We start from the raw sequence: 20,336 nt of genomic DNA, 5'->3' as shown, positions 1-20,336 counted from the left end.
GCGGCGCGTCCACCTCAGCGGTGAACGCGCCAGAGCACGCCGAATGCAACTACTGGATCAGCGACCGATGGCCGCGGCCATCACGCGAACCGCGGAGACCAGGCCGTCGATGAGCTGGCCCTGCCGGAACGAACTCAGTGCGGCGGTGACGCCGAGCTGGCAGACGCGATCGTTGGCGCGATCGGCGACCTCGTGGCCGGAGCGCACCTCGATGGCCTTGTCATTGGGCGAAACCGCGATGAGCACCGAACGCGCGGCCTCGGGGGTCGCGGGGAAGACCGCGTCCGCACCGGCGGCCGGATCCGCGCCGAGATCGCCGATGTAGATGTTGAAGCGCACCTTGGTCGCGCGGGTCGCCTCGGTGAGCACGTTATCCATGGCGAGCCGCTCGTCATCGCTGAACGGGGCTTCCTTGAACACCGCGCCGGCCTCGTGCACACCCGAGACGCGGCCGCTGCTGGTGACCACCGAACCGTGCGGCAGTTCGGATTCGACTACCGCGGGCCAATTAGAACTTGCCACTTGCCCGGCCTCCGATCAGCTCCACGTCGGTGGATTCGATTGCCGCATGATGCCCATGCGACGACTCAGCGTGGTGACCCGATCCGGTCACCTCGTCGGTAGCACTCCACACCACGGGAGGCTGGGTCCACTTCTGACCGAGATCGAAGTGGACCGGCTTCTCGCCGGGCAGTGGCTTGCCGAGAAACGACAATCCGGCGATCGCGCCGTAGATCACCAGCGGGATGCCGAGGAAGATCAGCACTGTCTCGAGAATGCTCACGGACTTACGGTAGACGATCCTCTGTAGTAGTTCGCGCTCTGGTCGAACTCGTGTGTCCCCTCACACCAGCCAGGCAGCGGCATTCGCGGGCAACTGTCCGTTCACCGGTGGGGCGCTGACAAGCAGTACATCGCCCGGCGGCAGCGAGATAGGCACCGGTGATGCGTTCAGCACGCAGACCAGTCCACCCGGTCGCCGGAAAGCCAGGCAACCCGACGGACTGCCGTACCACTCGATCCGCGGACCCGCGAATTCCGGTCGGACACCGCGTAATTCGATCGCCAAGCGGTACAGCGACAGCGTGGAGTCCAACGCCTCCAACTGCGCCTCGACCGAAGATGACGCCCATTCCGGCGGTATCGGCAGCCAGGACTGCTCGGCCGTGGTGAAGCCGAACGGCGGCGCCGCACCCTCCCACGGAATCGGCACCCGGCAGCCGTCACGTCCGCGCTCGGTATGTCCGGAGCGTTCCCAGACCGGATCCTGCAGCACTGCCTCGGGCAGATCGTCCACATTCGGCAGTCCGAGTTCGGCGCCGTTGTAGATGAAGGCCGCACCGGGCAGCGCCAACTCCACCATGATCATCGCGCGAGCCCGCGCCACCCCGACCGGACCGCCGCCGTAGCGGGTGACCTCGCGCTCGATGTCGTGGTTGGACAGGGTCCAGGTGGGCGAGGCGCCCACCGGCGCGACGGCCGCGAGCGAATTGTCGATGGCGGCCCGCACCGGATCGGCGGCGAATTCCGCCTCGGCGAGACGGAAATTGAAGGCCAGGTGCAGTTCGTCCGGTCGGACGTACTCGCCGAAGCGGGTGTTGTCGTCGACCCACACCTCGCCGATCGAGACCGCGTTCGGATACTCGTCCAGCACCTTGCGGATGCGGCGGTGGATCTCGTGCACATTGGGATTGTTGAAGCGCGGATCGCTGTCGTCGTGCACGAGCATCTTGGTATCGACGCGCACCATATCGGGCAGGCCGTCCGGTTTGGCCATGCCGTGCGCGACATCGAGGCGGAAGCCGTCGACGCCGCGGTCGAGCCAGAACCGCAGCGTCTGCTCGAAATCGGCGGCGACCTCGGGGTTCTGCCAGTTCAGATCGGGTTGCTCGCGCGCGAAAATGTGCAGGTACCACTGGCCGGGGGTGCCGTCTGCCTCGGTGATCCGGGTCCAGGCAGGTCCGCCGAAGATGCTCGGCCAGTTGTTCGGTGGCGTGGCGCCGTCGGGTCCGCGGCCGTCGCGGAAGATGTAGCGCTCGCGTTCGTGGCTGCCGGGTGCGGCGGCCAGTGCCGCGGCGAACCACGGATGTTGATCACTGGTGTGGTTCGGCACCAAGTCCATGGTGACCTTGAGATTGCGGTCGTGCGCCTCGGCGATCAACTCGTCCATCGCCGCCATACCGCCGAACAGCGCGTCGATATCGCGCGGATCGGCGACGTCGTAGCCACCATCGGCCATCGGCGATCGCATCACCGGACAGATCCAGAGCGCGTCCACCCCGAGTAGTTCGAGGTAGCCGAGCTTCTCGCGAACTCCACCGAGATCGCCGATCCCGTCACCGTCGGAGTCCGCGAACGATCTCGGATAGACCTGGTAGAACACGGCCGACCGCCACCAAGGTTGGGCGGTGCGATCCACCGACGCCGGCACGGCAGGTGTATCAGTCACATCCGCAATAGTGCCAAAGATGTTCGGTAAATTCGCCCAGGCTCAACTGTGTTCTGCGACATCCGGCAAATTTTCAGCGTTGCATAACCCGAGCCGAAACCCCGGTGCTGACCCGGAACTGGACGAAATGATCTCACCAAGCCGCATTCATCAGCGAATTTGCCGCCATCTCCAAATAGTCGAGCAATACCTTGCGATGTTCGTCGTCCAGAATTTCTGGTTCGATTTCCGCCACGCCGATGTGCATGCAGCGCAGCCACGCGTCGCGCTCCACCGGACCGATTTTGAACGGCATATGCCGCATCCGCAGCCGCGGGTGCCCGCGTTCGTCGGAGTAGGTGCGCGGCCCGCCCCAGTACTGCTCCAGGAACATGCGCAGGCGCCGCTCGGCCGGTCCGAGGTCCTGCTCCGGATACAGCGGGCGCAGCACCTCATCGGCCGCCACCTCGCGATAGAACGCCGCGACGATCCGCTGGAACGTCTCCGCCCCACCGATCGCCTCGTAGAACGACGTGGCTGTCTGCTCGCCGGAACTCATCAGGTCCTCTCGATCGGGGCAATGTGCCGCCGTCCATTGTGCCCGCGTTACGAACGGGCGGCCCTTCAACCACAGTTCATCCGACATTGTGCGAAATCACCGTGCAATAGCAGGCGTTCCATGGTCAACTGGGTGGCAGTCTCTGCCCGAGATACCACATGATCTTGATTACGACGAAACCGGGGTCACCATGAAGCAGCGGCACGGCCGATCACATGAGGCCAGGACGCACCGACAACTCCAGCCCGCCGACGTCCACAATCGTGGGTCGGGGGCTACTCCGCTGCACATCTTGTCCGACCACTATCCGGGTGCCCATCGCACCGGTGAGCCTGCTCACCACATTCCACACCTCACGCCGGTCCAGAACGAGGCCGTCAGCTGGTTGAAGCGCCGGGTGCTGCTTCTGAATGCCACCTACGAGCCGCTCACCGCACTGTCCGCGCGCCGCGCCGTCGTTCTTCTCATCTGCGATAAAGCCGACACCGTCCACCACGATCCCGAGGGTTCGGTGGTGCATTCCGCCGAATCCGCCGTCACGATTCCGTCCGTCATCCGGCTGCGCAGCTATGTGCACGTGCCCTATCGCGCGCGCGTCCCGATGACCCGCGCCGCCCTCATGCATCGCGACCGCTACCGCTGCGGCTATTGCGGCGGGAAGGCGGAGACCATCGACCACGTCATCCCGCGCAGCCGCGGCGGTGAACATTCCTGGGAGAACTGCGTCGCCAGCTGCGCGCCGTGCAACCACCGCAAGGCCGACAAGCTGCTCAGCGAGCTCGGGTGGACGCTGCGTTCGCCGCTGGTTTCGCCGAAGGGGCCACATTGGCGGCTGTTGTCCACGACCGCCGATCTGGATCCGGTGTGGTTGCAGTATCTCGGCGAAGGCGCGGCCTGAAGCTTCGAGGTATGCGCGACCTGAGTGGCTTTCGCATGGCCTAGGCGAGATATGGCGCGACCGGAGGTCGTTACTCAACCAAGGTGGAGAGGCCGCGATGTGATAGGCGAGGTCGTCGCCGAACACATCGGCGAGGTTGTAGCCCGGGCCGGAATTCCGGCAGCCCGGTGATCGTCAGGATTCGGACGAGCCGATCACGTGTATTCGACGACCAGCGTGGCCCAGGTGTCGGCTTCGAGGGCCTCGAAGACGTGCGGTGCGTCGCCCGGGTAGGCGATGTAGTCGCCGGGCGCTAGCTCAACGGGTGCGTCGATCGGGCCGACGAGCGCGCGTCCACTAGCGAGGAGCACGTGCTCGACCACGCCCGGGATATGCGGCTCCGATTTGCGCGCATGACCGGGTTCGGACGTGATGCGGAACAGATCGCGGCGGGAGTTGGCCGGACCGGCCGCCAGCAGCGTCGCGCGGTACTCGGACTCGGCGGCGGCGACCACCGGCCCCTCCCCCGCGCGGATGACGTGAATGGTGGGCCGCGGCGGGTCGAGCAGCCGCGAGAAGGGCATATCCAGGGCGACGCACAGCGCCCACAAGGTCTCCAGGCTCGGATTGCCGGTACCGGATTCCAGTTGGGAAAGTGTGGATTTCGCCACACCCGCGCGGTTGGCGACCTCGGTGAGCGATAGCCCGGCGCGCGTGCGTTCGCGGCGCAGGGCAGCGGCGATCACCGCCTGTGGCGTCGTCGGACTCTGCTCCATTTCCGCTCCCGTCGGCTCGGGGATGGCAGGCCGGCGGAGCCGGCCGGGGTGGGTGAATACAGCTGACCGCCCAACAGAGAACCATATTGACGAATCGTCCCGCCATGTTCACTATAAGCTACATGCGTTCGACATGGCGAACACTCGATCGGGACACGGTCTCTGGGATCGCGGCGGTACTGCTCGCGGTCGGGATGATCGGTGTTTCCTACGGCGCGACCGCTGTCACCTCCGGATTTCCGCTCTGGGTACCGATTGTGCTCGGGGTCGTGGTGCTCGCGGGCGGCGCGGAATTCCTGTTCATCGGGATCATGGCCGCCGGTGGCAGCCCGATCGCGGCGGTGCTGGCCGGACTGCTGGTCAATGCCCGGCATCTGCCGTACGGCTTGTCGGTACCCGATGTGGTCGGCACCGGATGGCGGCGGCGCATCGGCGTACATGTGATGAACGACGAATCCGTCGCGCTGGCACTGGCCCAGCCCGATGTGGCGCGACGGCGGGCCGCATATTGGATGAGCGGATTGGGCGTGCTCATCGCATGGCCAGGTGGTGCGGCGATCGGTGCGTTGATCGGCACGGTGGTGCCCGATACCGGTGCGATCGGATTGGATGCGGTGTTCCCGGCGGTGCTGCTATCGCTGATCATGCCCGCCCTGCGAGCACGCGGCACACTGCGCGCGGCTCTGATCGGGGCGATCGCGGCCGTGGCGAGCGCCCCGTTTCTACCTGCGGGAATGCCTGTGCTGGTGGCACTTTCGGGATTGTTCTTCGCGATATCGGCGCGGGACGGCAGCGCGCAGAGCCCGGGGGAGGTCGAGTCGGCATGAGCAAGCGAACCAATAGCGGTGCGACAGACGCATGCGGGACCCGCCCACGCGCCGTCGATGCCACTGTGGTCACACAGATATATCGCACCAGCGATCTTTGGAGCCACTGCCTGCTCGTCGGTGCGTCGCGCGTAGTCGGGGCGCAAGCATGAGTACGCCGACCCTGCTGGTGGCCATGTCAGCACTGTCCGCCGGAACCTACGCCTTCCGTTCGTCGGGCCCGGCTTTGCGCAACCGCATCCGTTTCCCAGAGCGAGCGACCAAGCTTCTGGAGATCGGCGCAGTCGTCCTGCTCGCCGCAATGGTCGCGATCACCACCCTGCCCACCGGCTCCGGCCATCTCGGATTCGCCCTCCCCGCAGGCGTTCTCGTCGGCGGTCTGCTGGCCTGGCGCAACCAACCCATGCTCGTCGTAATCCTGGCCGCCGCAGCCACCACCGCCCTGCTCCGCCTCCTCGGCGCCACATAGGTTCGGCGCGCCGACGGTAGTCGAATGGTGGCTCGGAAACTCCGTGGAAGCCACCGTCCGACTACCGTCGGTGACTGGTCAGCTGGGGGTGAGGGGGATTCCGCCGCCTAGGCGGCGGGCGACGGAGCCGTAGCGGGCGTCCAAGCGGAGCCAGGTCCTGGTGGCGCGGACGCGGACGATTTCGGTGGGCGGGATGCGGCGGGAGTCGGCCTTGTCACCGGAGTGGGGGATGAAATCCATTGCGGTGAGGGCGAATACGACGCGCATCGGAACCTGCACGCGAGCCTCGGCCGCCGATACCGTGAGCACCGTCTGGTCCAGCAGGGAGGCGGGTGGGCCGTGACTGCTGCCGTGCTCCTTGGCCAGCGCCACACCCTGTTCGGCGAGTTCGACAAGGGTGCGCGCGGGCACATCGTCGACATGTTCGAAGCCGACATCCGGCGGCAGCGCACCCCGCCAAGCCGAATCCATCGAGTAGCCGAGATCGATCGGACTGCCGGACGGTAAACCGGCCAGCACCAGATCGGCGCCGACGGTGACATCGTCGACACCTAGCTCGGCGACCACGGTGCGCACCGCGAGCGCCTCGAAACCCGTTGCCACCCACGCGGTTACGTACCGTTCCCCGCGACGGCGCATACGCACCACCGCCGCGGGGTCCAAGCGCGTCGCCCGGGTCAGAAACGTCGCCAGGTTCTCACGTTCGGCCGGATCGGAAACATCGAGCACCCGCTGACCCGACATCAGCGCGCCACCGCCTTTGCGCCGCAACTGGATTCAGCAATCAACACGCGACCATTCCACCGCTGCCCGCGATCGAGGCGAACAGGCCCGCCGGCTCGGCCACCAACTCTGGCCGAGCCGATTGGCGCCGCTGTCAGTCTTTCCACTCGGACAGGTAATCACGTTCGCTATCGGTGAGCCGACGCAGGCGCTGCGTGCGCATATCGAAGGCGGCGATCTGGGTGGAGGCGATCACCGCGGGCGGCGAGTCCGGGGCCGCGCCATTGGCCCGGACCTCGTAACCGATGGTGAAGTCGACCGCGCGCAGCTGCTCGATCCACATGGCGATATCGAGCGGGGTGTCCTCGTGACGTAGCTGGCCGCGGTAGCGGACCCGAAGGTCCGCCAGCACGCAGCCCTCACGCAACGGCGCGGTCGGGCGTCCGTCCTCGAACAGCCACGGAATCCGCGCCTCCTCCAGCAGCGTCACCATGCGGGCATGGTTGACGTGCTGGAACACGTCCATGTCCGACCACCTGACGTCTACCTTGGCGTGGAAGCGCTTGGGCAGCAGCAGGCTGCTACCGAGCGCGCTCCCATTACCGTTGAACGAACTGGTCAACGCGGTACCTCCGATTGAGCGCCCACCCCGCTCACCATGCTTCGCACTTGCCGCGCTGCAACCGACAACGTGGCGAGATCGTGGGTTCCGGACTCGAACAACTCCGACAGCGCTGCCCGAGCGCGCCCGAGCCGGGACTGGTTTTTCGACTCCCAGTATGCAATCTTCTCGTCCGCTGTCTCCTCCGGGTCACCCCCGGAGAGCACGTCGAGGGTCAGCGAGCGCAGGGATCCGTACATATCGTCGCGCAGTGCGAGCCGCGCCAGCGCATGCCAGCGATCGCCGCGTTCCAGGTGGCTGACCGCCTGCAAGAGCCAATCGATCTTGAGGTGGTCGTTGAGCGCGTAGTACAGCGAGCCGACCTCCTCGCCGCTGCGATCGGTGATATCTGCGATATCCAACACATCGAGCAGCGGGAACAGATTCAGCAGTCCGAAGACCTCGGTGGCGAGGTCGGTCGGCGCGCCGCGGGCGATCACTTCGGCGGACTGATCGGTCAGTGTCGAGACGTGATGTCCGCGCAGCCAGCCGGGCACCTTCGGGGCGAGTTCCCGCACCCCCCGGCTGTACCGATTGATCTCCGCGCCGACGGCGATCGGCTGCGGACGGTTGCTCAGCAACCAACGGGAGGCGCGGTCCAACGTCCGCTTGGTTTCCAGCTCGAGTTCGTCGCGCACCGACACAGCGGCATCGGTGGCCCGGATCCGCGCCCACATATCGTGCAGATCGAAGATCTCGCTGGCCGCCGCGAATGCGCGCACGGCATCGGACGAGCTGGCGCCGATCTCCTCGTTCAGCCGATGGGCGTAGGTAATGCCGCTGTAGTCGACCATCTCGTTCACCACCACCGTGGTGGTGATCTCGCGACGCAGTCGGTGCCGCTTGATGGCGGTGCCGAAACGCTCGCGCAGCGGTGTCGGGAAGTACTCCGGCAGCCGGGTGGCGAAGTACGCGATATCCGGCAGATCGGTCTCGAGCAGGTCGGCCTTGAGCGAAAGCTTCACGTGCGCCATGAGATTGGACAATTCCGGCGACGCCAGTCCCGTGCCCTCTTCGAGCCTGCGCTTGATCTCCGCCTCCGAGGGCAGCGCCTCCAGCTCGCGTTCCACCCCGCGACGCCCCTCCAGATCTTCGATGAGCCGCTGGTGCACATTCAGCATCCGGGGCGCCTCGGCCCGGGAAATGCCCATCAGGAAGTTCTGGGAGACGTTGTCCTGCAACACCATCCGGGCGACCTCATCGGTCATCGAGGCGAGCAGCGGATTGCGTTCGGCCTCGGGCAGTGCCCCCGCGCTGACCACGCCGTCGAGCAGCACCTTGATATTGACCTCGTGGTCGGAGCAATCGACACCGGCGGAGTTGTCCAGTGCGTCGGTGTTCATCTTGCCGCCGTTGCGGCAGAACTCGATTCGGCCGAGCGCGGTCGCACCCAGATTGCCGCCCTCGCCGATCACCTTGACCCGCAGCTGATTTCCATTTACCCGCACCGTGTCATTGGACTTGTCGCCGACCTCGGCATTGGTCTCGGTACTCGCCTTGATGTAGGTGCCGATGCCGCCGTTCCACAGCAGCTGCACCGGCGCGAGCAGAATCGCCCGCACCAACTCCGGCGGTGACAGCGCGACCACATCATCGGCCAGCCCCAATGCCTTTCGCGCTTGCGGGCTGATCGGCACCGACTTCACGGTGCGATCCCAGACGCCACCGCCGGTACTGATCAGCGAGGTGTCGTAATCGGCCCACGACGAGCGCGGCAGTGCGAACATGCGCTGCCGCTCTCGGAACGAGGTAGCCGCATCGGGGTTCGGGTCCAGGAAGATGTGCCGGTGGTCGAAGGCCGCGACCAAGCGGATGTGCTCGGACAGCAGCATGCCGTTGCCGAAGACATCGCCGCTCATATCGCCGACCCCGACCACGGTGAAATCGGTTGTCTGCGTGTCGATATCCATCTCCTGGAAGTGGCGCTTCACGCTCTCCCAGGCGCCCTTGGCGGTAATGCCCATCGCCTTGTGGTCGTAACCCGCAGAACCACCGGAGGCGAATGCGTCACCGAGCCAGAAGCCGTAGCGCTGGGCCACATCGTTGGCGATATCGGAGAAGGTCGCCGTGCCCTTATCGGCGGCCACCACCAGGTAGGTGTCATCGCCGTCGCGGCGGATCACCCGCTCGGGCGGCAGTACCGCACCGGTCGCGCGGTCGACATTGTCGGTGACATCGAGCAGACCCGAGATGAAGGTCCGATAGCATTCGACGCCCTCCGCGCCGAGCGCCTGCCGATCCGCGGTCGGATCACCGGTGGCGGCGGGCGGCTGCTTCACCACGAATCCGCCCTTGGCACCGACCGGCACGATCACCGCGTTCTTCACCGCCTGCGCCTTCACCAGGCCCAGGATCTCGGTGCGGAAATCCTCCAGACGGTCCGACCAGCGCAACCCGCCACGCGCCACCGGACCGAAGCGCAGATGCACGCCCTCCACCCGAGGTGAGTACACGAAGATCTCGAATTGCGGCCGCGGCTTGGGCAATTCGGCGATCTCGCGCGGTTCCACCTTCACCGAGATGTATCCGCGCGAATTGCCCTGGGCATCGGTTACGTAGTAGTTCGTCCGCAGCGTCGCCTTGACCAGCGACAGGATCGCACGCAGGATCCGGTCGGCGTCCAAGCTGACGACCTCATCGATGCGGCCACGGACCCGGGTCTCCAATTCGGCGGCGTGCTCGGCCGATTCGGTATCCGGATCGAACCGCGCCGCGAACAGATCGACGAACAGCCGCGCGATATCCGGGTAGGCGAGCAGCACGCGGGTGATATTCGCCTGGCTGTACGGGAAGTCGGCCTGCTGCAGGTACTTCGCGTACATCCGCAAGATCGATACTGTCCGCCATGTCAGCCGGGCGCGCAGCACGAGTTCATTGAGCCCGTCGGCTTCGCCACGCCCGAACCAAACCGCTTCGAAGGCCTCGGTGAAACGGTCGTGCAGCCCACGCTCCTCCGATTCCAGCGCATCGGCTCTCGCCGAAGACTCCAGCAGCTCGGCGTCCAGATCCCGGTCCAGCGAACTGCGCAGCAGTTCCGGGCGAGCCAGCAAGCCGAAGTCGTAGATCCAGCGTTCCCCGCCGTCATCGCCGAGCACCGGATCCAAGAGAATCTGATACGGCCGCTCGTCGACCACCTCGACACCGAGGCTCTGCAGCACCGGCAGCACCTGGCTCAACGAGATGCCGCTGCCGCCGATGTAGAGCGAGAACCGCCAGGAACCCGGCACCGAATCTGCGCGGCGATACAGGTATTGGTCGATGGAACCCGAAGCGAGCCCCTCCAGCCGGACCACATCGGCCAGTGCGCGCTGCGCGGCGAAATCCTGTTTGTACGCCTCCGGAAATGCCTCGGCGTAGCGCTGCACCACCCCGGGATCCAGCACGGTCGAGGTGCTCACCGCATCGTTGAGGCGGTCGTCCCAGGTGTTCGTCGCCTCGGCGAGCAGGTTCTGGATGCGCAGCCGATTGGCCTCGGAGGTGTCGGCCTGGGCCATCGATTCGCGCGGCACCCCGAGCTCGGACTCCGGCATGCGCACCGTGAAATACACACTGGCCAGCTCACTTTCGCTGACCCGCGCGGAGTAGTCGATGGAGACACCGCCCAGTTCGCGCACCAGGATTTCCTGCATCTCCAAGCGCACCCGCGTGGTGTAGCGATCCCGAGGCAGATAAACCAGGCAGGCGACGAACCGGCCGTAGCCGTCCGAGCGCAGGAACAGCCGAACCTGTCGGCGCAGACCGACATTCAGCACCGCGGTCGCGGTGCGACGCATGGTATCGACATCGGAGGAGAACAATTCGGTGCGCGGGAACGACTGGACGACCTCGAGCATGGCCTGTCCGGAGAACGAATCCAGATCGAAGCCGCTCTCCTCGATCACCGAACGCACCCGGCGCGCGATCACCGGGATATCCAGGACGTTCTCATGCACCGCGGTCACCGTGAAGACACCGATGAACAGATGCTCGCCGACGATCGTGCCGGACTCGTCGAAGTCGGCGACGCCGATGAAGTACGGGTACACCGAGCGGTGCACGGTGGCGGGCACCAGGCCCTGGGTGAGCATGAGCAGCTGGCGGTCGCCAGCGTTGATCGGCACATGGAAGTCGGTGCCGACATCCGGGCGCAGCACGCCGAGGCAGGTGCCGGGCAGCGGGTTCGAGATCGTCTGTTCCTGATCGGCGCTGAGCCGGTAGCGGGCATAGCCGAGCACGGTGAAATTGCCACTGGCCAACCAGCGCAACAGATTCGCGGTATCGACGAGATCGGTGGCGGAGAACGGCGCGTGGCCGGATTTCGCCGCCACCTCCAGTTCATCGGCCAGGTTGCTCTGCACCTGTTTGATGGCCTCGGTGTCACCGATGACCTGACGCACATCCGCGACGACGTCCGGTATGGACTGCTCGATCCGGCCCAGCAAGGCCGGACTGGTCGACGGGTGCAGTTGCAGGTGCATCCACGATTCGCGCACGCCGTCGGTGCCGTTGCTGTCGACCTCGTGCGGTGCGGCGCTGGTCAGCCGGCCGTCCGGATCGCGCGTCACCTCGAAGATCGGGTGGATCACCTCGCTCACGCTGACGCCCATCCGGCTCAGCGACGAGGTGATCGACTCCACTAGCAGCGACATATCGTCGGTGACCAATTGCACCGCGGCGCCGAGGCCGGAGCCGTCGTCGGGGTGGTAGACCCGCACCAGCGCCCGCCCGACGGGGCGGGTCATCGCGAGTTCCATATGCCGCCGGAAGATCTGAGTGATCCCGGTGATCGCACAGTCCACATCGCCCGCGTCGACGTGGCGGAAATACGCCTCCTCGAGGGTTGCGAGCTCGCCGCGCAGCGACTGCGGCAAACTCGCGGCCCACGCCGCACTGGACAATTCGGACGAGACCGTCATTTTTTCGCCAACTCCTCGGATTCGGTTCCGCAACAAAGTGACGCCGGTCCGAGAGTAGCTGTGCCGTGCTGACGCGTGGGTGAATTCCCTTCTAAATGCAGGGTGTTCACCGATACCGCTGCGTTCGCCGCTTGATAGCCGAGGCCGATGGTCCCGGCACAGCTCCCGATCGGACCGGCAACGTCAGGTAGACGCAATCGCGGTGGTAGCGACCCAATGCCCGGACTGCGCCTGCGCATGCACGGTTCCCACCATAGTCAGATCTTTGGAAGGGCGTGTGTCGACCGTATTTCCTTCGATGAAGACACTGCGCGGTGCCTGCTCGCCGCAATTCCTTCGGCAGAACGACCATTCGACATCGTCATGCACAGGTGTGATCGCCTCGGCACCGGTCCGCAACTCGGTGCGGCGGCTCGGCACCGGAGGGTGTTCGGCAATGGGGATCGTAGATTGCTCGGACTGCGCCTGCTATCTCCGCGACAGCAGGCAAACCGGACGCATTTACCGCTTCGACCCCCGCTGAAACATGGTGTGGCGGCTCGACTGAGCCACCGCTCGGCGCGCCCGGCGGGGCAGTGCACACGGCAACCGCCCCGCCGACGCCGGACTCAGCCGCGGGTGAGCTTGCGGTGCGTCACCCGGTGCGGGCGGGCCGCCTCCGGGCCGAGGCGCTCGATCTTATTGGCCTCGTACGCCTCGAAGTTGCCCTCGAACCAGAACCACTTCGCCTCGTTGTCGGTATCACCCTCCCACGCCAGGATGTGGGTGCAGGTGCGGTCGAGGAACCAGCGGTCGTGGGAGATGACCACGGCGCAGCCCGGGAACTGCTCGAGCGCGTTCTCCAGCGAACCCAGCGTTTCCACGTCGAGGTCGTTGGTCGGCTCGTCGAGCAGGATCAGGTTGCCGCCCTGCTTGAGGGTGAGTGCCAGGTTCAGGCGGTTGCGCTCACCACCGGAGAGCACCCCCGCCGGCTTCTGCTGATCCGGCCCCTTGAAGCCGAACGCGCTGACATAGGCACGCGAGGGCATCTCCTGGTTGCCGACCTCGATGAAGTCCAGCCCGTCGGAAACGACCTGCCAGACATTCTTCTTCGGGTCGATGCCCGCGCGGTTCTGGTCGACGTAGCTCAGCTTGACCGTCTCGCCGACCTTCACCTCACCGCTGTCGGGCGACTCGAGCCCGACGATCGTCTTGAACAGCGTGGTCTTACCGACACCGTTCGGACCGATGACACCGACAATGCCGTTGCGCGGCAAGGTGAACGACAGATCCTTGATGAGCTGACGATCGCCGAAGCCCTTGTCCAGATGCTCGACCTCGACGACCACACTGCCCAGGCGCGGACCCGCCGGGATCTGGATCTCCTCGAAGTCCAACTTCCTGTGCTTCTCGGCCTCGGCAGCCATCTCCTCGTACCGGCCGAGGCGAGCCTTGTTCTTGGCCTGGCGGGCCTTGGCGCCGGAACGTACCCAGGCCAGCTCTTCCTTGAGCCGCTTCTGCAGCTTCTGATCCTTCTTGCCCTGGACCTCGAGACGCTGGGCCTTCTTCTCCAGGTAGGTGGAGTAGTTGCCCTCGTAGGGGTAGGCGCGGCCGCGATCGAGTTCGAGGATCCACTCGGCGACATTGTCGAGGAAGTACCGGTCGTGTGTGACGGCGAGGACGGCGCCCTGGTAGGAGGCCAAGTGCTGCTCGAGCCACAGCACGCTCTCGGCGTCGAGGTGGTTGGTCGGTTCGTCGAGCAGCAGCAGGTCGGGCTTGCTGAGCAGCAGCTTGCACAGTGCGACGCGGCGGCGCTCACCACCGGAGAGGTTGGTGACCGGCTCGTCCGGCGGCGGGCAGCGCAGCGCGTCCATGGCCTGCTCGAGCTGGGAGTCGACATCCCAGGCGTCGGCGTGATCGAGGTACTCCTGCAGCTTGCCCATTTCGTCCATGAGCTCATCGGAGTAGTCGGTGGCCATGAGTTCGGCGATCTCGTTGAAGCGATCCAGCTTCACCTTGACCTCGCCGAGGCCCTCCTCGACATTGCCGCGGACCGTCTTCTCCTCGTTCAGCGGCGGCTCCTGCTGCAGGATGCCTACCGTGGCACCCGGCGAAATGAAGGCGTCTCCGTTGTTCGGCTGGTCCAGTCCGGCCATGATCTTCAGCACGCTGGATTTACCCGCGCCATTGGGGCCGACGACGCCGATCTTCGCGCCGGGAAGGAAGTTCAAGGTGACATCGTCGAGCACGACCTTGTCGCCGTGCGCCTTGCGAACCTTCTTCATTTGGTAGATGAACTCAGCCATACAGGGAAGCCTATCGGTGTGGGTATGGATGGAATGCAGCAGAGCCACCACTGTCGCCGGGGGTATCCGGCCTGCGGTCAAGCGTCGACGGGCTCGGTATCTGCGAGCCGGGGCGGTGCGGAAGTCAGGGACGTCGCGTCCTCCCCCGGTCCCTCCCCATCGACACGTGCACGATCATCAGCGCTGGATCGGTCACAACTATTCCGTGCCAGGGTACTGGGTCCGGCGGCCGCGCCCGAAACCGCGCGCCGGACCACCTGTGCGGTGCAGCGGGACAGGTCGGGACCGATCGAGGTGGCGCGCATCTCGACATCACGCCGCTCCACGCCATCCCTGGCCCGGTACTCGTGGGTGCGCAGCTGACCGTAGGCGATGACCGGATCCCCGCGCCGCAATGAGGCGTCGACACCGGCGACCAGACGACGCCAGCAGCTGACGGTGAGGTAGAGGGTCCCGCTGTCGACCCATTCACCCGTCTCCGGATTGAACCGCCGGGAATTACTTGCCATCCGGAAGCTCACCACCTGCTCGCCATTGGTCAGATCGCGCTTGACCGGATGGGTCACCACGGTCCCGATCACGGTAACCATCGATTCATACATCATTCCGCCCCTTTACATTTCGATCCGTCCGGCTCCCGGGTCCCTCACCGAGATGCCCTTTCAGCCTGACGGCTCCGCGCCCCCTCCGGCCGACCCGATTCCCGAATGTGGACAACCTCGCCACATGTGGACAGTCGCCGCTTCAAACATCCCCGAGCGAGTTAAAGCACCGCCAGATCGGTATTGGCGCCACACAGCACGATCACCGGCCGCTCACCCTCGGCAGGCACATACGCACCGCTCTGCACGGCGGCCAATGCCGTCGCCCCGGCAAGTTCCACCACGACCCGGAACTCGCGCCACAGATATTCGCGAGCGGTCGAGATGGCGTCATCGGTCACCAGCAGCGACCGGACTTCATAGCGTCGCGCGACATCCAGCGCGATATCCCCGATTCGATTGGCGCCCAAGGAATCCGCCGCGATGCTGCGGACGCTCACATCCACCGGACGGTCCGCTTGCAGCGCGGCGTTCAGCGTCGGAATGCCCTCCGGTTCGACCCCGACCACCTGCTGGCGCCGCCCCAACGCCGCGGCGATCCCGGCGACCAACCCGCCGCCACCGACCGCGACCAGCACCGGCGGCCGCCCGCGCACCTGCTCCTCCAACTCCAGCCCGACGACGCCCGCACCGGCGACCACGGCAGGCAGGTCGTAGGCGTGCAGCTGCAGCGCCCCCCGCTCTTCGGCGAGTTCGGTCGCGTACTTGTAGGCCTCCGCGTAAGTCGTTCCGTGCCACAGCACTTCGGCGCCGTAGGACCACATCGCGGCCACCTTGGTGTGCGGCGCCGACTCCGGAACCACCACCGTGCACGTCTTGCTGAGACGAGCCGCAGCCAGCGCGGCCGCGATCCCGGCGTTCCCACCGGAGGCGATGACCACGTGGTCGACCCGAGCCGAGGACTCCAGCAGTGCGTTGAAGCTGCCGCGCACCTTGAATGTCCCACCGTGCTGCAAGTACTCGAGTTTCAGCGTGACCGGAACCGGCCCGTTCGGTCCGATGATCGAGGTATGGAATACCGGCGTCTTGCGCACCTGACCGGCCAGCCGTCTGCGGGCCGCCCGCACATCGGATCGATAAACCCGTCGGGCATGCCTGTTCTCCACCACCGCGGTACTCCGCTCACTCACGCTTGCACCTCGATGGGAGCTCAATGACGTATTCCTCGATCACGCTTGGCCAGTTCGGCGAACATGGCGTTGTGGGCGGCCAGCTCCGCGTCGTGGTCGCGATCGGCGGCCCGGTCGGTCCGTTTCGCGAGTTTCGCATCACTGCGCGACCACTGGATGAGCAGCGCCAACATCACCACGACCAACGGCACCTCACCGCTGGCCCACGCCAGGCTACCGCCGGTGCGCTGATCACCGAGCAGGTCGCTGTTCCAGCCGAGGGCAAGACTGCGGAAGAACCATCCGCCCATCACGGTGGTCATGCTCATCAGCGCGATGCCGAAGAAGGCGTGGAAGGGCAGGGATCCGAACACCATGCCCAGCTTGGTCAGCGGCTGCACCTCGCGCGGCTTGGGGTCGATGCCTATGACCACCCAATAGAACAGATAGCCGCTGAGCAGGAAATGCAGATTCATCATCAGATGCGCCGCATGGGAGTCGACGAACGAGTCGTAGATGCCGCCCATGTACAGGGCGTAGAACCCGCCGACGAAGATCACCGACGCGACGATCGGATGGGTCAGAAAACGCGAGACCGGGTTGTGCACCGCCGCCAGAATCCACTCCCGCGGCCCGGGAACGCCGCCGCGCCCGGCCGCAGGCAACGCCCGCAGCGCCAGGGTGACCGCACCGCCGAGCGCGAACAGAATCGGCGCAAGCATCGATAACGCCATGTGCTGTCCCATGTGCACGCTGAAGACCGCGGGCGAGTACCGCCCGACTCCCGACGAGGTCGCGAAAAGCAGGATTGCGCAGGCCGACAACCAGGCGATGGTCCGCCCGACCGGCCAGGCATCGCCCCGCGCGCGCAACCGCCGCACCCCCAGTAGGTACAGCACGGCAAGCACGATGGCCAGCGTGCCGAAGATCAAGTCGAAGCGCCAGTCGAACAGAATTCGCGAGGCCGTCGGTGGACCGTCGAGGTTGTAGCCGAGTTCCACCTCGGCCGGTGTCGGCACGCTGGTCGGCGGCGGTGGCGGCGTGCGGCCCAACCCGACGGCCAGACCCATGGTCGCCGCGAAGATCAGCACCTCCAGCCCACCGAATCGGATGAGCGCGGCGCGGTCACGCGGATTCGCCGCGAGCGCGGGGAGGCTGGCGCGGCGCTGCAGATATCCGAATACGCCGAGCACTGCCAGCGCACCGGCCTTGGCGAGCACGAGTCGGCCGTAGGTGGTGGTGAACAGATCGCTCCACGGCACCCGCACCCAGGAATTGATCACACCGCTGACGCCGATCACGACGAAGGCGATGGTGGCGGTGAGCGAGAACCGCCTGGTCGCGACATCGGTGTGTTCGCCGCCGCGCAGCGCATGCGCGAGCACCGCGAACAAGCCGCCGACCCATACCGCCGCCGAAACCAGATGCAGGATCAAACTGTTGGTTGCCAGGTCGTGCGCACCACCCGCGGACGAATGCCCGGTCAGCGCCAGCGGCATCATGGTCACGATCGCGCCACCGAACAGCACCGGGGCCCATCCCCAACGCAGCGCGAGTCGGCAACCCACCGCGACGATCAGCGCGAACACCGCCGTTGTCCGCCATGCCTGGGCCAACTCCACCTGACCGATGGCGTGCCACAACTGCTCCGGCCGCCAGATCTGCCCCACCGGCTGCCCGGTGGTGTCCGACACTGTCAGCGGTATCAGCAGTACCGCGCAGCATGCCCAGGTCAATGCGAAGTTCGAGGCACGCCGCAGTGCACGATATCCGCCGACATCGAGCAGCCCATTGGCCTGCGGCGGTACCAGGAATGCGGCGAGCAGCAGCGAGCCGACGGTCAGCGCCGCGGACAGATCGGCGAGTGCGCGCACCGCGGGCAGACCATAGATGGTCAGCGGTCCCGGATCCGGAATGCCGAGCAGACTCAGCGCCTGTGCCGCCGACAGTCCGACGATCATCGCGGCGACCACCGCCGCGATCGCACCGGCCAGCACGGTCAATGTCGCAAAGGTCGCCCCGGAGCCCGGCTTACCCGCTTCGAGCTCGGGTGCGACGGACGGGTCCTGCGGTGACGACATGGCACTGAGCGTAGTCGGCCCTTAATGCGTGGCCCGGCGGGGTTTGGGCCGATATGGTGGCTAACGGATCGGAGGTGCGATGTCGATCATGCCGCGACTCGCTTGGCCCGCACACCGCAGGTGGCTGAAATGTTGCTGACGCTCAGAACCTAGCCATCTGGACGGTCGCTATAATCGCTGTGCTGGACAGCACGGCCAATGTCGGCCATGGTGGAACCCACTGCCTCCGTAGCTCAGTTGGATAGAGCAAGGGCCTTCTAATCCCTAGGTCGCAGGTTCGATTCCTGCCGGGGGCGCCACGCAGCCCGTCCGTTCGCATTTGTGCGGGCAGACGGGTACCGCGCACGTCGCCTCACCCTCTGTCGACCGTACGCGGATCCATGTCCGAGGGGTCGTCCCTCAGTCACACCAAGGAACTCACCGATTCAGTTGTCACGTCTGTGACCGATATCCCGTCCGAATAGCCCGAAGTATGCAGAGGTCACGGCCTGCCGTGAGATAGGTACCACACCAGAGCAGCCCTTAAACGGGGTAAACCAGACTTCTTCAGCGACTCGCCGAGCCCCAGCCGGTATGAGACGGTTCGGAGTCCGCCGCAATCCGGATGGCCTCCGGCACGTTTCGGCGGCTGCTGGGGAACCAGCTTCCGACCAGTCCTTCCGGTCAGACAACTGACCGATCCATCGCGCCCGCCGACTCACGATCGGGCCAACTGCATCTATGCTCTCGCTTCTTTCGAGCGGATCTGACGTAGCTCCTCCCCCAAGACCGCGACAGCGTCCTTGGTCGGCCACTTCGCCGACATCTCATGGTGGAGGGCTCGAATGAATTTGGTCAGCCTGGACCCCGGCGTCGCAACCCCGACTCGCAGCGCATCCGAGGCTCGTTGGGCAGCAGCTTCGGGTTCCCCGACACCGGCCAGCGCGCATGCCAACTCTGCGACATACCAGGTCGCCCACTCGGATGTGAGTAGGTCGGAATCGAAGCCCGCCAAGCCTCGACTAAGCGAAACGACTGCCTTGTCCCACTGTCGAGCCAAGCGATAGGCCAAGCCGCGCTGCATTTCGATGAAAGCGTCGGAGTAGAAGTACTGGGCATCAGGCTTATCGGAATCACCCTGCGTTACCAACTCTGCGGCCTGCTCGAGTTTGGCCTCCAACTCGTCGAGGTCACCTTCGATCGCATGTCCACGCCCCTCCTGCTGGACGGCGAGTGCGAGAACCGTTGGGCTCAGTGCATCGCCATCATGCTGCGCGGCCCGCGACAAACCGATCATCGGTCCGACCTCGCCCGCCATCCAGGCGACATGGCCGCGCATGGACAGCGCTGTAGAAATCATGTCGCGGTTGCCGCTCTCGGTGGCCAGTTCGAGCGCGGTGCGATAGTGCTGAACCGCGGCGGGATGGTAGCCGAGGTTGGCGTGAAGCCAGCCGGTGAACTGCTGCCATCCAGCGGCGACGTCGACCATATCGACGCGGGCCGACCGCCGAGCCTCCACGGCCAGCGCGGAGGCCACCCGAGTTTGCCGAACTCCCAGCGGCAGAACGAGTTTGGAACCAACTTGGTCCTCCAGCCGCCGAGTTTCCGACAGCAATTCCGCCAGGTCCTTGGCCAAGGTGCGGTCGATATAGCGCCGCTCCGCCAGGGCGGCCGACTCACGTAAGAGCAGTGGAGACTGCGCGGCGTCGTCGGCCACGACGACCAGATTCTCGTAGATGCTTGTGAGGACCCCATCGGATTCGAGAGCGCGATCAAGCTTCTGAACGATATCCGGAGGAGGTTTGCGGCGGCCGTTCTCGAAGCGGGAGAGTGCGCCGGCGTCGTATCGGAGCATGCGCGCCAATTCTCTGACCGACAGCCTCGCCTGCAGCCGAAGCCGCCGCAGTTCGGCTCCGAAAGCTTTCCAATCCTCCATCCAGCCCCCTCTCGCGACCGCCCTGAGCAGCGTTGCAACGTTGCCCGATCATTCGGCAACGCTTTGGCCACAGTGCAACGCTAGCGCGAATCCGCTGATACCCGGGACGCTTCCGGTAGCCCCGCCGCC

The 20,336-nt window shown here is 65.7% G+C and carries 16 protein-coding genes and 1 tRNA gene; 4 read left to right on the top strand and 13 right to left on the bottom strand.

Features of this window, described 5'->3' with window-relative positions; all coding sequences use genetic code 11:
- Positions 1-57: 57 nt before the first annotated feature.
- From ACIBW7_RS11390 to ACIBW7_RS11375, 4 genes are all read right to left on the bottom strand, one after another.
- Entirely contained in the window at positions 58-522 is a 465-nt protein-coding gene (locus tag ACIBW7_RS11390) for a DUF5130 domain-containing protein (RefSeq protein WP_062992034.1), read from the bottom strand.
- Entirely contained in the window at positions 509-784 is a 276-nt protein-coding gene (locus ACIBW7_RS11385) for a hypothetical protein (RefSeq protein ID WP_397046168.1), read from the bottom strand. The genes ACIBW7_RS11390 and ACIBW7_RS11385 overlap by 14 nt, the downstream gene beginning before the upstream one ends.
- 60 nt (positions 785-844) lie before the next feature.
- A complete protein-coding gene (locus tag ACIBW7_RS11380; RefSeq protein ID WP_397046167.1) occupies positions 845-2,449 on the bottom strand; it encodes a glycoside hydrolase family 13 protein in 1,605 nt (534 codons plus the stop codon).
- 133 nt (positions 2,450-2,582) lie between these two features.
- Positions 2,583-2,987, bottom strand: coding sequence for a globin (locus ACIBW7_RS11375; protein ID WP_397046547.1), 405 nt, complete (start codon positions 2,985-2,987; stop codon positions 2,583-2,585).
- 292 nt (positions 2,988-3,279) lie between these two features.
- Here ACIBW7_RS11375 and ACIBW7_RS11370 point away from each other — a divergent pair, with 292 nt between their 5' ends.
- Positions 3,280-3,885, top strand: a complete 606-nt coding sequence (locus ACIBW7_RS11370; RefSeq protein ID WP_397046166.1) for an HNH endonuclease — start codon at positions 3,280-3,282, stop codon at positions 3,883-3,885.
- 194 nt (positions 3,886-4,079) lie between these two features.
- On the opposite strand, the gene ACIBW7_RS11365 is transcribed toward ACIBW7_RS11370, so the two are convergent.
- Positions 4,080-4,640, bottom strand: coding sequence for a helix-turn-helix domain-containing protein (locus tag ACIBW7_RS11365; RefSeq protein WP_397046165.1), 561 nt, complete (start codon positions 4,638-4,640; stop codon positions 4,080-4,082).
- Between the two features lie 122 nt (positions 4,641-4,762).
- Between ACIBW7_RS11365 and ACIBW7_RS11360 the strand changes: the two genes are divergently transcribed.
- Together ACIBW7_RS11360 and ACIBW7_RS11355 are read left to right on the top strand one after the other, a co-directional pair.
- Positions 4,763-5,467 (top strand): AzlC family ABC transporter permease, encoded by a 705-nt coding sequence (locus ACIBW7_RS11360; protein WP_397046164.1) that lies wholly within the window; start codon positions 4,763-4,765, stop codon positions 5,465-5,467.
- Between the two features lie 148 nt (positions 5,468-5,615).
- Positions 5,616-5,936, top strand: a complete 321-nt coding sequence (locus ACIBW7_RS11355) for an AzlD domain-containing protein (RefSeq protein WP_397046163.1) — start codon at positions 5,616-5,618, stop codon at positions 5,934-5,936.
- 78 nt (positions 5,937-6,014) lie between these two features.
- Here ACIBW7_RS11355 and ACIBW7_RS11350 read toward each other — a convergent pair whose 3' ends face one another.
- The 7 genes from ACIBW7_RS11350 to ACIBW7_RS11320 all read right to left on the bottom strand — a co-directional run bounded on the left by ACIBW7_RS11350 (position 6,015) and on the right by ACIBW7_RS11320 (position 18,292).
- Positions 6,015-6,680: a hypothetical protein gene (locus ACIBW7_RS11350; RefSeq protein WP_397046162.1), complete on the bottom strand. Its 666-nt coding sequence runs from the start codon at positions 6,678-6,680 to the stop codon at positions 6,015-6,017.
- 133 nt (positions 6,681-6,813) lie between these two features.
- Positions 6,814-7,281, bottom strand: coding sequence for an acyl-CoA thioesterase (locus ACIBW7_RS11345; protein WP_397046161.1), 468 nt, complete (start codon positions 7,279-7,281; stop codon positions 6,814-6,816).
- Positions 7,278-12,215, bottom strand: coding sequence for an NAD-glutamate dehydrogenase (locus tag ACIBW7_RS11340; protein WP_397046160.1), 4,938 nt, complete (start codon positions 12,213-12,215; stop codon positions 7,278-7,280). The genes ACIBW7_RS11345 and ACIBW7_RS11340 overlap by 4 nt, the downstream gene beginning before the upstream one ends.
- Positions 12,216-12,823: 608 nt before the next feature.
- A complete protein-coding gene (ettA, locus tag ACIBW7_RS11335; RefSeq protein ID WP_397046159.1) occupies positions 12,824-14,500 on the bottom strand; it encodes an energy-dependent translational throttle protein EttA in 1,677 nt (558 codons plus the stop codon).
- A 77-nt stretch (positions 14,501-14,577) separates the two neighbouring features.
- Positions 14,578-15,105, bottom strand: a complete 528-nt coding sequence (locus tag ACIBW7_RS11330; protein WP_397046158.1) for a single-stranded DNA-binding protein — start codon at positions 15,103-15,105, stop codon at positions 14,578-14,580.
- Between the two features lie 158 nt (positions 15,106-15,263).
- Positions 15,264-16,232: a threonine/serine dehydratase gene (locus tag ACIBW7_RS11325; RefSeq protein ID WP_397046157.1), complete on the bottom strand. Its 969-nt coding sequence runs from the start codon at positions 16,230-16,232 to the stop codon at positions 15,264-15,266.
- 20 nt (positions 16,233-16,252) lie between these two features.
- Positions 16,253-18,292 (bottom strand): cytochrome c oxidase assembly protein, encoded by a 2,040-nt coding sequence (locus ACIBW7_RS11320; protein ID WP_397046156.1) that lies wholly within the window; start codon positions 18,290-18,292, stop codon positions 16,253-16,255.
- Positions 18,293-18,514: 222 nt separating this feature from the next.
- Between ACIBW7_RS11320 and ACIBW7_RS11315 the strand changes: the two genes are divergently transcribed.
- Positions 18,515-18,591, top strand: a tRNA-Arg gene (locus ACIBW7_RS11315).
- Between the two features lie 419 nt (positions 18,592-19,010).
- Here the strand turns inward: ACIBW7_RS11315 and ACIBW7_RS11310 are convergent.
- Complete coding sequence (locus tag ACIBW7_RS11310; RefSeq protein WP_397046155.1) at positions 19,011-20,207, bottom strand: helix-turn-helix domain-containing protein; 1,197 nt, start codon at positions 20,205-20,207, stop codon at positions 19,011-19,013.
- Positions 20,208-20,336: the final 129 nt, after the last annotated feature.

Source organism: Nocardia sp. NPDC049526, assembly GCF_044465765.1.
Taxonomy (GTDB): Bacteria; Actinomycetota; Actinomycetes; order Mycobacteriales; family Mycobacteriaceae; genus Nocardia.
This window is presented reverse-complemented; position numbering and strand designations above follow the sequence as displayed.

Coding starts and splice junctions, on each gene's coding strand:
- ACIBW7_RS11375 (WP_397046547.1), bottom strand. CDS start 2,987: ATGAGTTCCGGCGAGCAGACAGCCACGTCGTTCTACGAGGCGATCGGT.
- ACIBW7_RS11365 (WP_397046165.1), bottom strand. CDS start 4,640: ATGGAGCAGAGTCCGACGACGCCACAGGCGGTGATCGCCGCTGCCCTG.
- ACIBW7_RS11360 (WP_397046164.1), top strand. CDS start 4,763: ATGCGTTCGACATGGCGAACACTCGATCGGGACACGGTCTCTGGGATC.
- ACIBW7_RS11355 (WP_397046163.1), top strand. CDS start 5,616: ATGAGTACGCCGACCCTGCTGGTGGCCATGTCAGCACTGTCCGCCGGA.
- ACIBW7_RS11350 (WP_397046162.1), bottom strand. CDS start 6,680: ATGTCGGGTCAGCGGGTGCTCGATGTTTCCGATCCGGCCGAACGTGAG.
- ACIBW7_RS11340 (WP_397046160.1), bottom strand. CDS start 12,215: ATGACGGTCTCGTCCGAATTGTCCAGTGCGGCGTGGGCCGCGAGTTTG.
- ettA (WP_397046159.1), bottom strand. CDS start 14,500: ATGGCTGAGTTCATCTACCAAATGAAGAAGGTTCGCAAGGCGCACGGC.
- ACIBW7_RS11330 (WP_397046158.1), bottom strand. CDS start 15,105: ATGATGTATGAATCGATGGTTACCGTGATCGGGACCGTGGTGACCCAT.
- ACIBW7_RS11320 (WP_397046156.1), bottom strand. CDS start 18,292: ATGTCGTCACCGCAGGACCCGTCCGTCGCACCCGAGCTCGAAGCGGGT.
- ACIBW7_RS11310 (WP_397046155.1), bottom strand. CDS start 20,207: ATGGAGGATTGGAAAGCTTTCGGAGCCGAACTGCGGCGGCTTCGGCTG.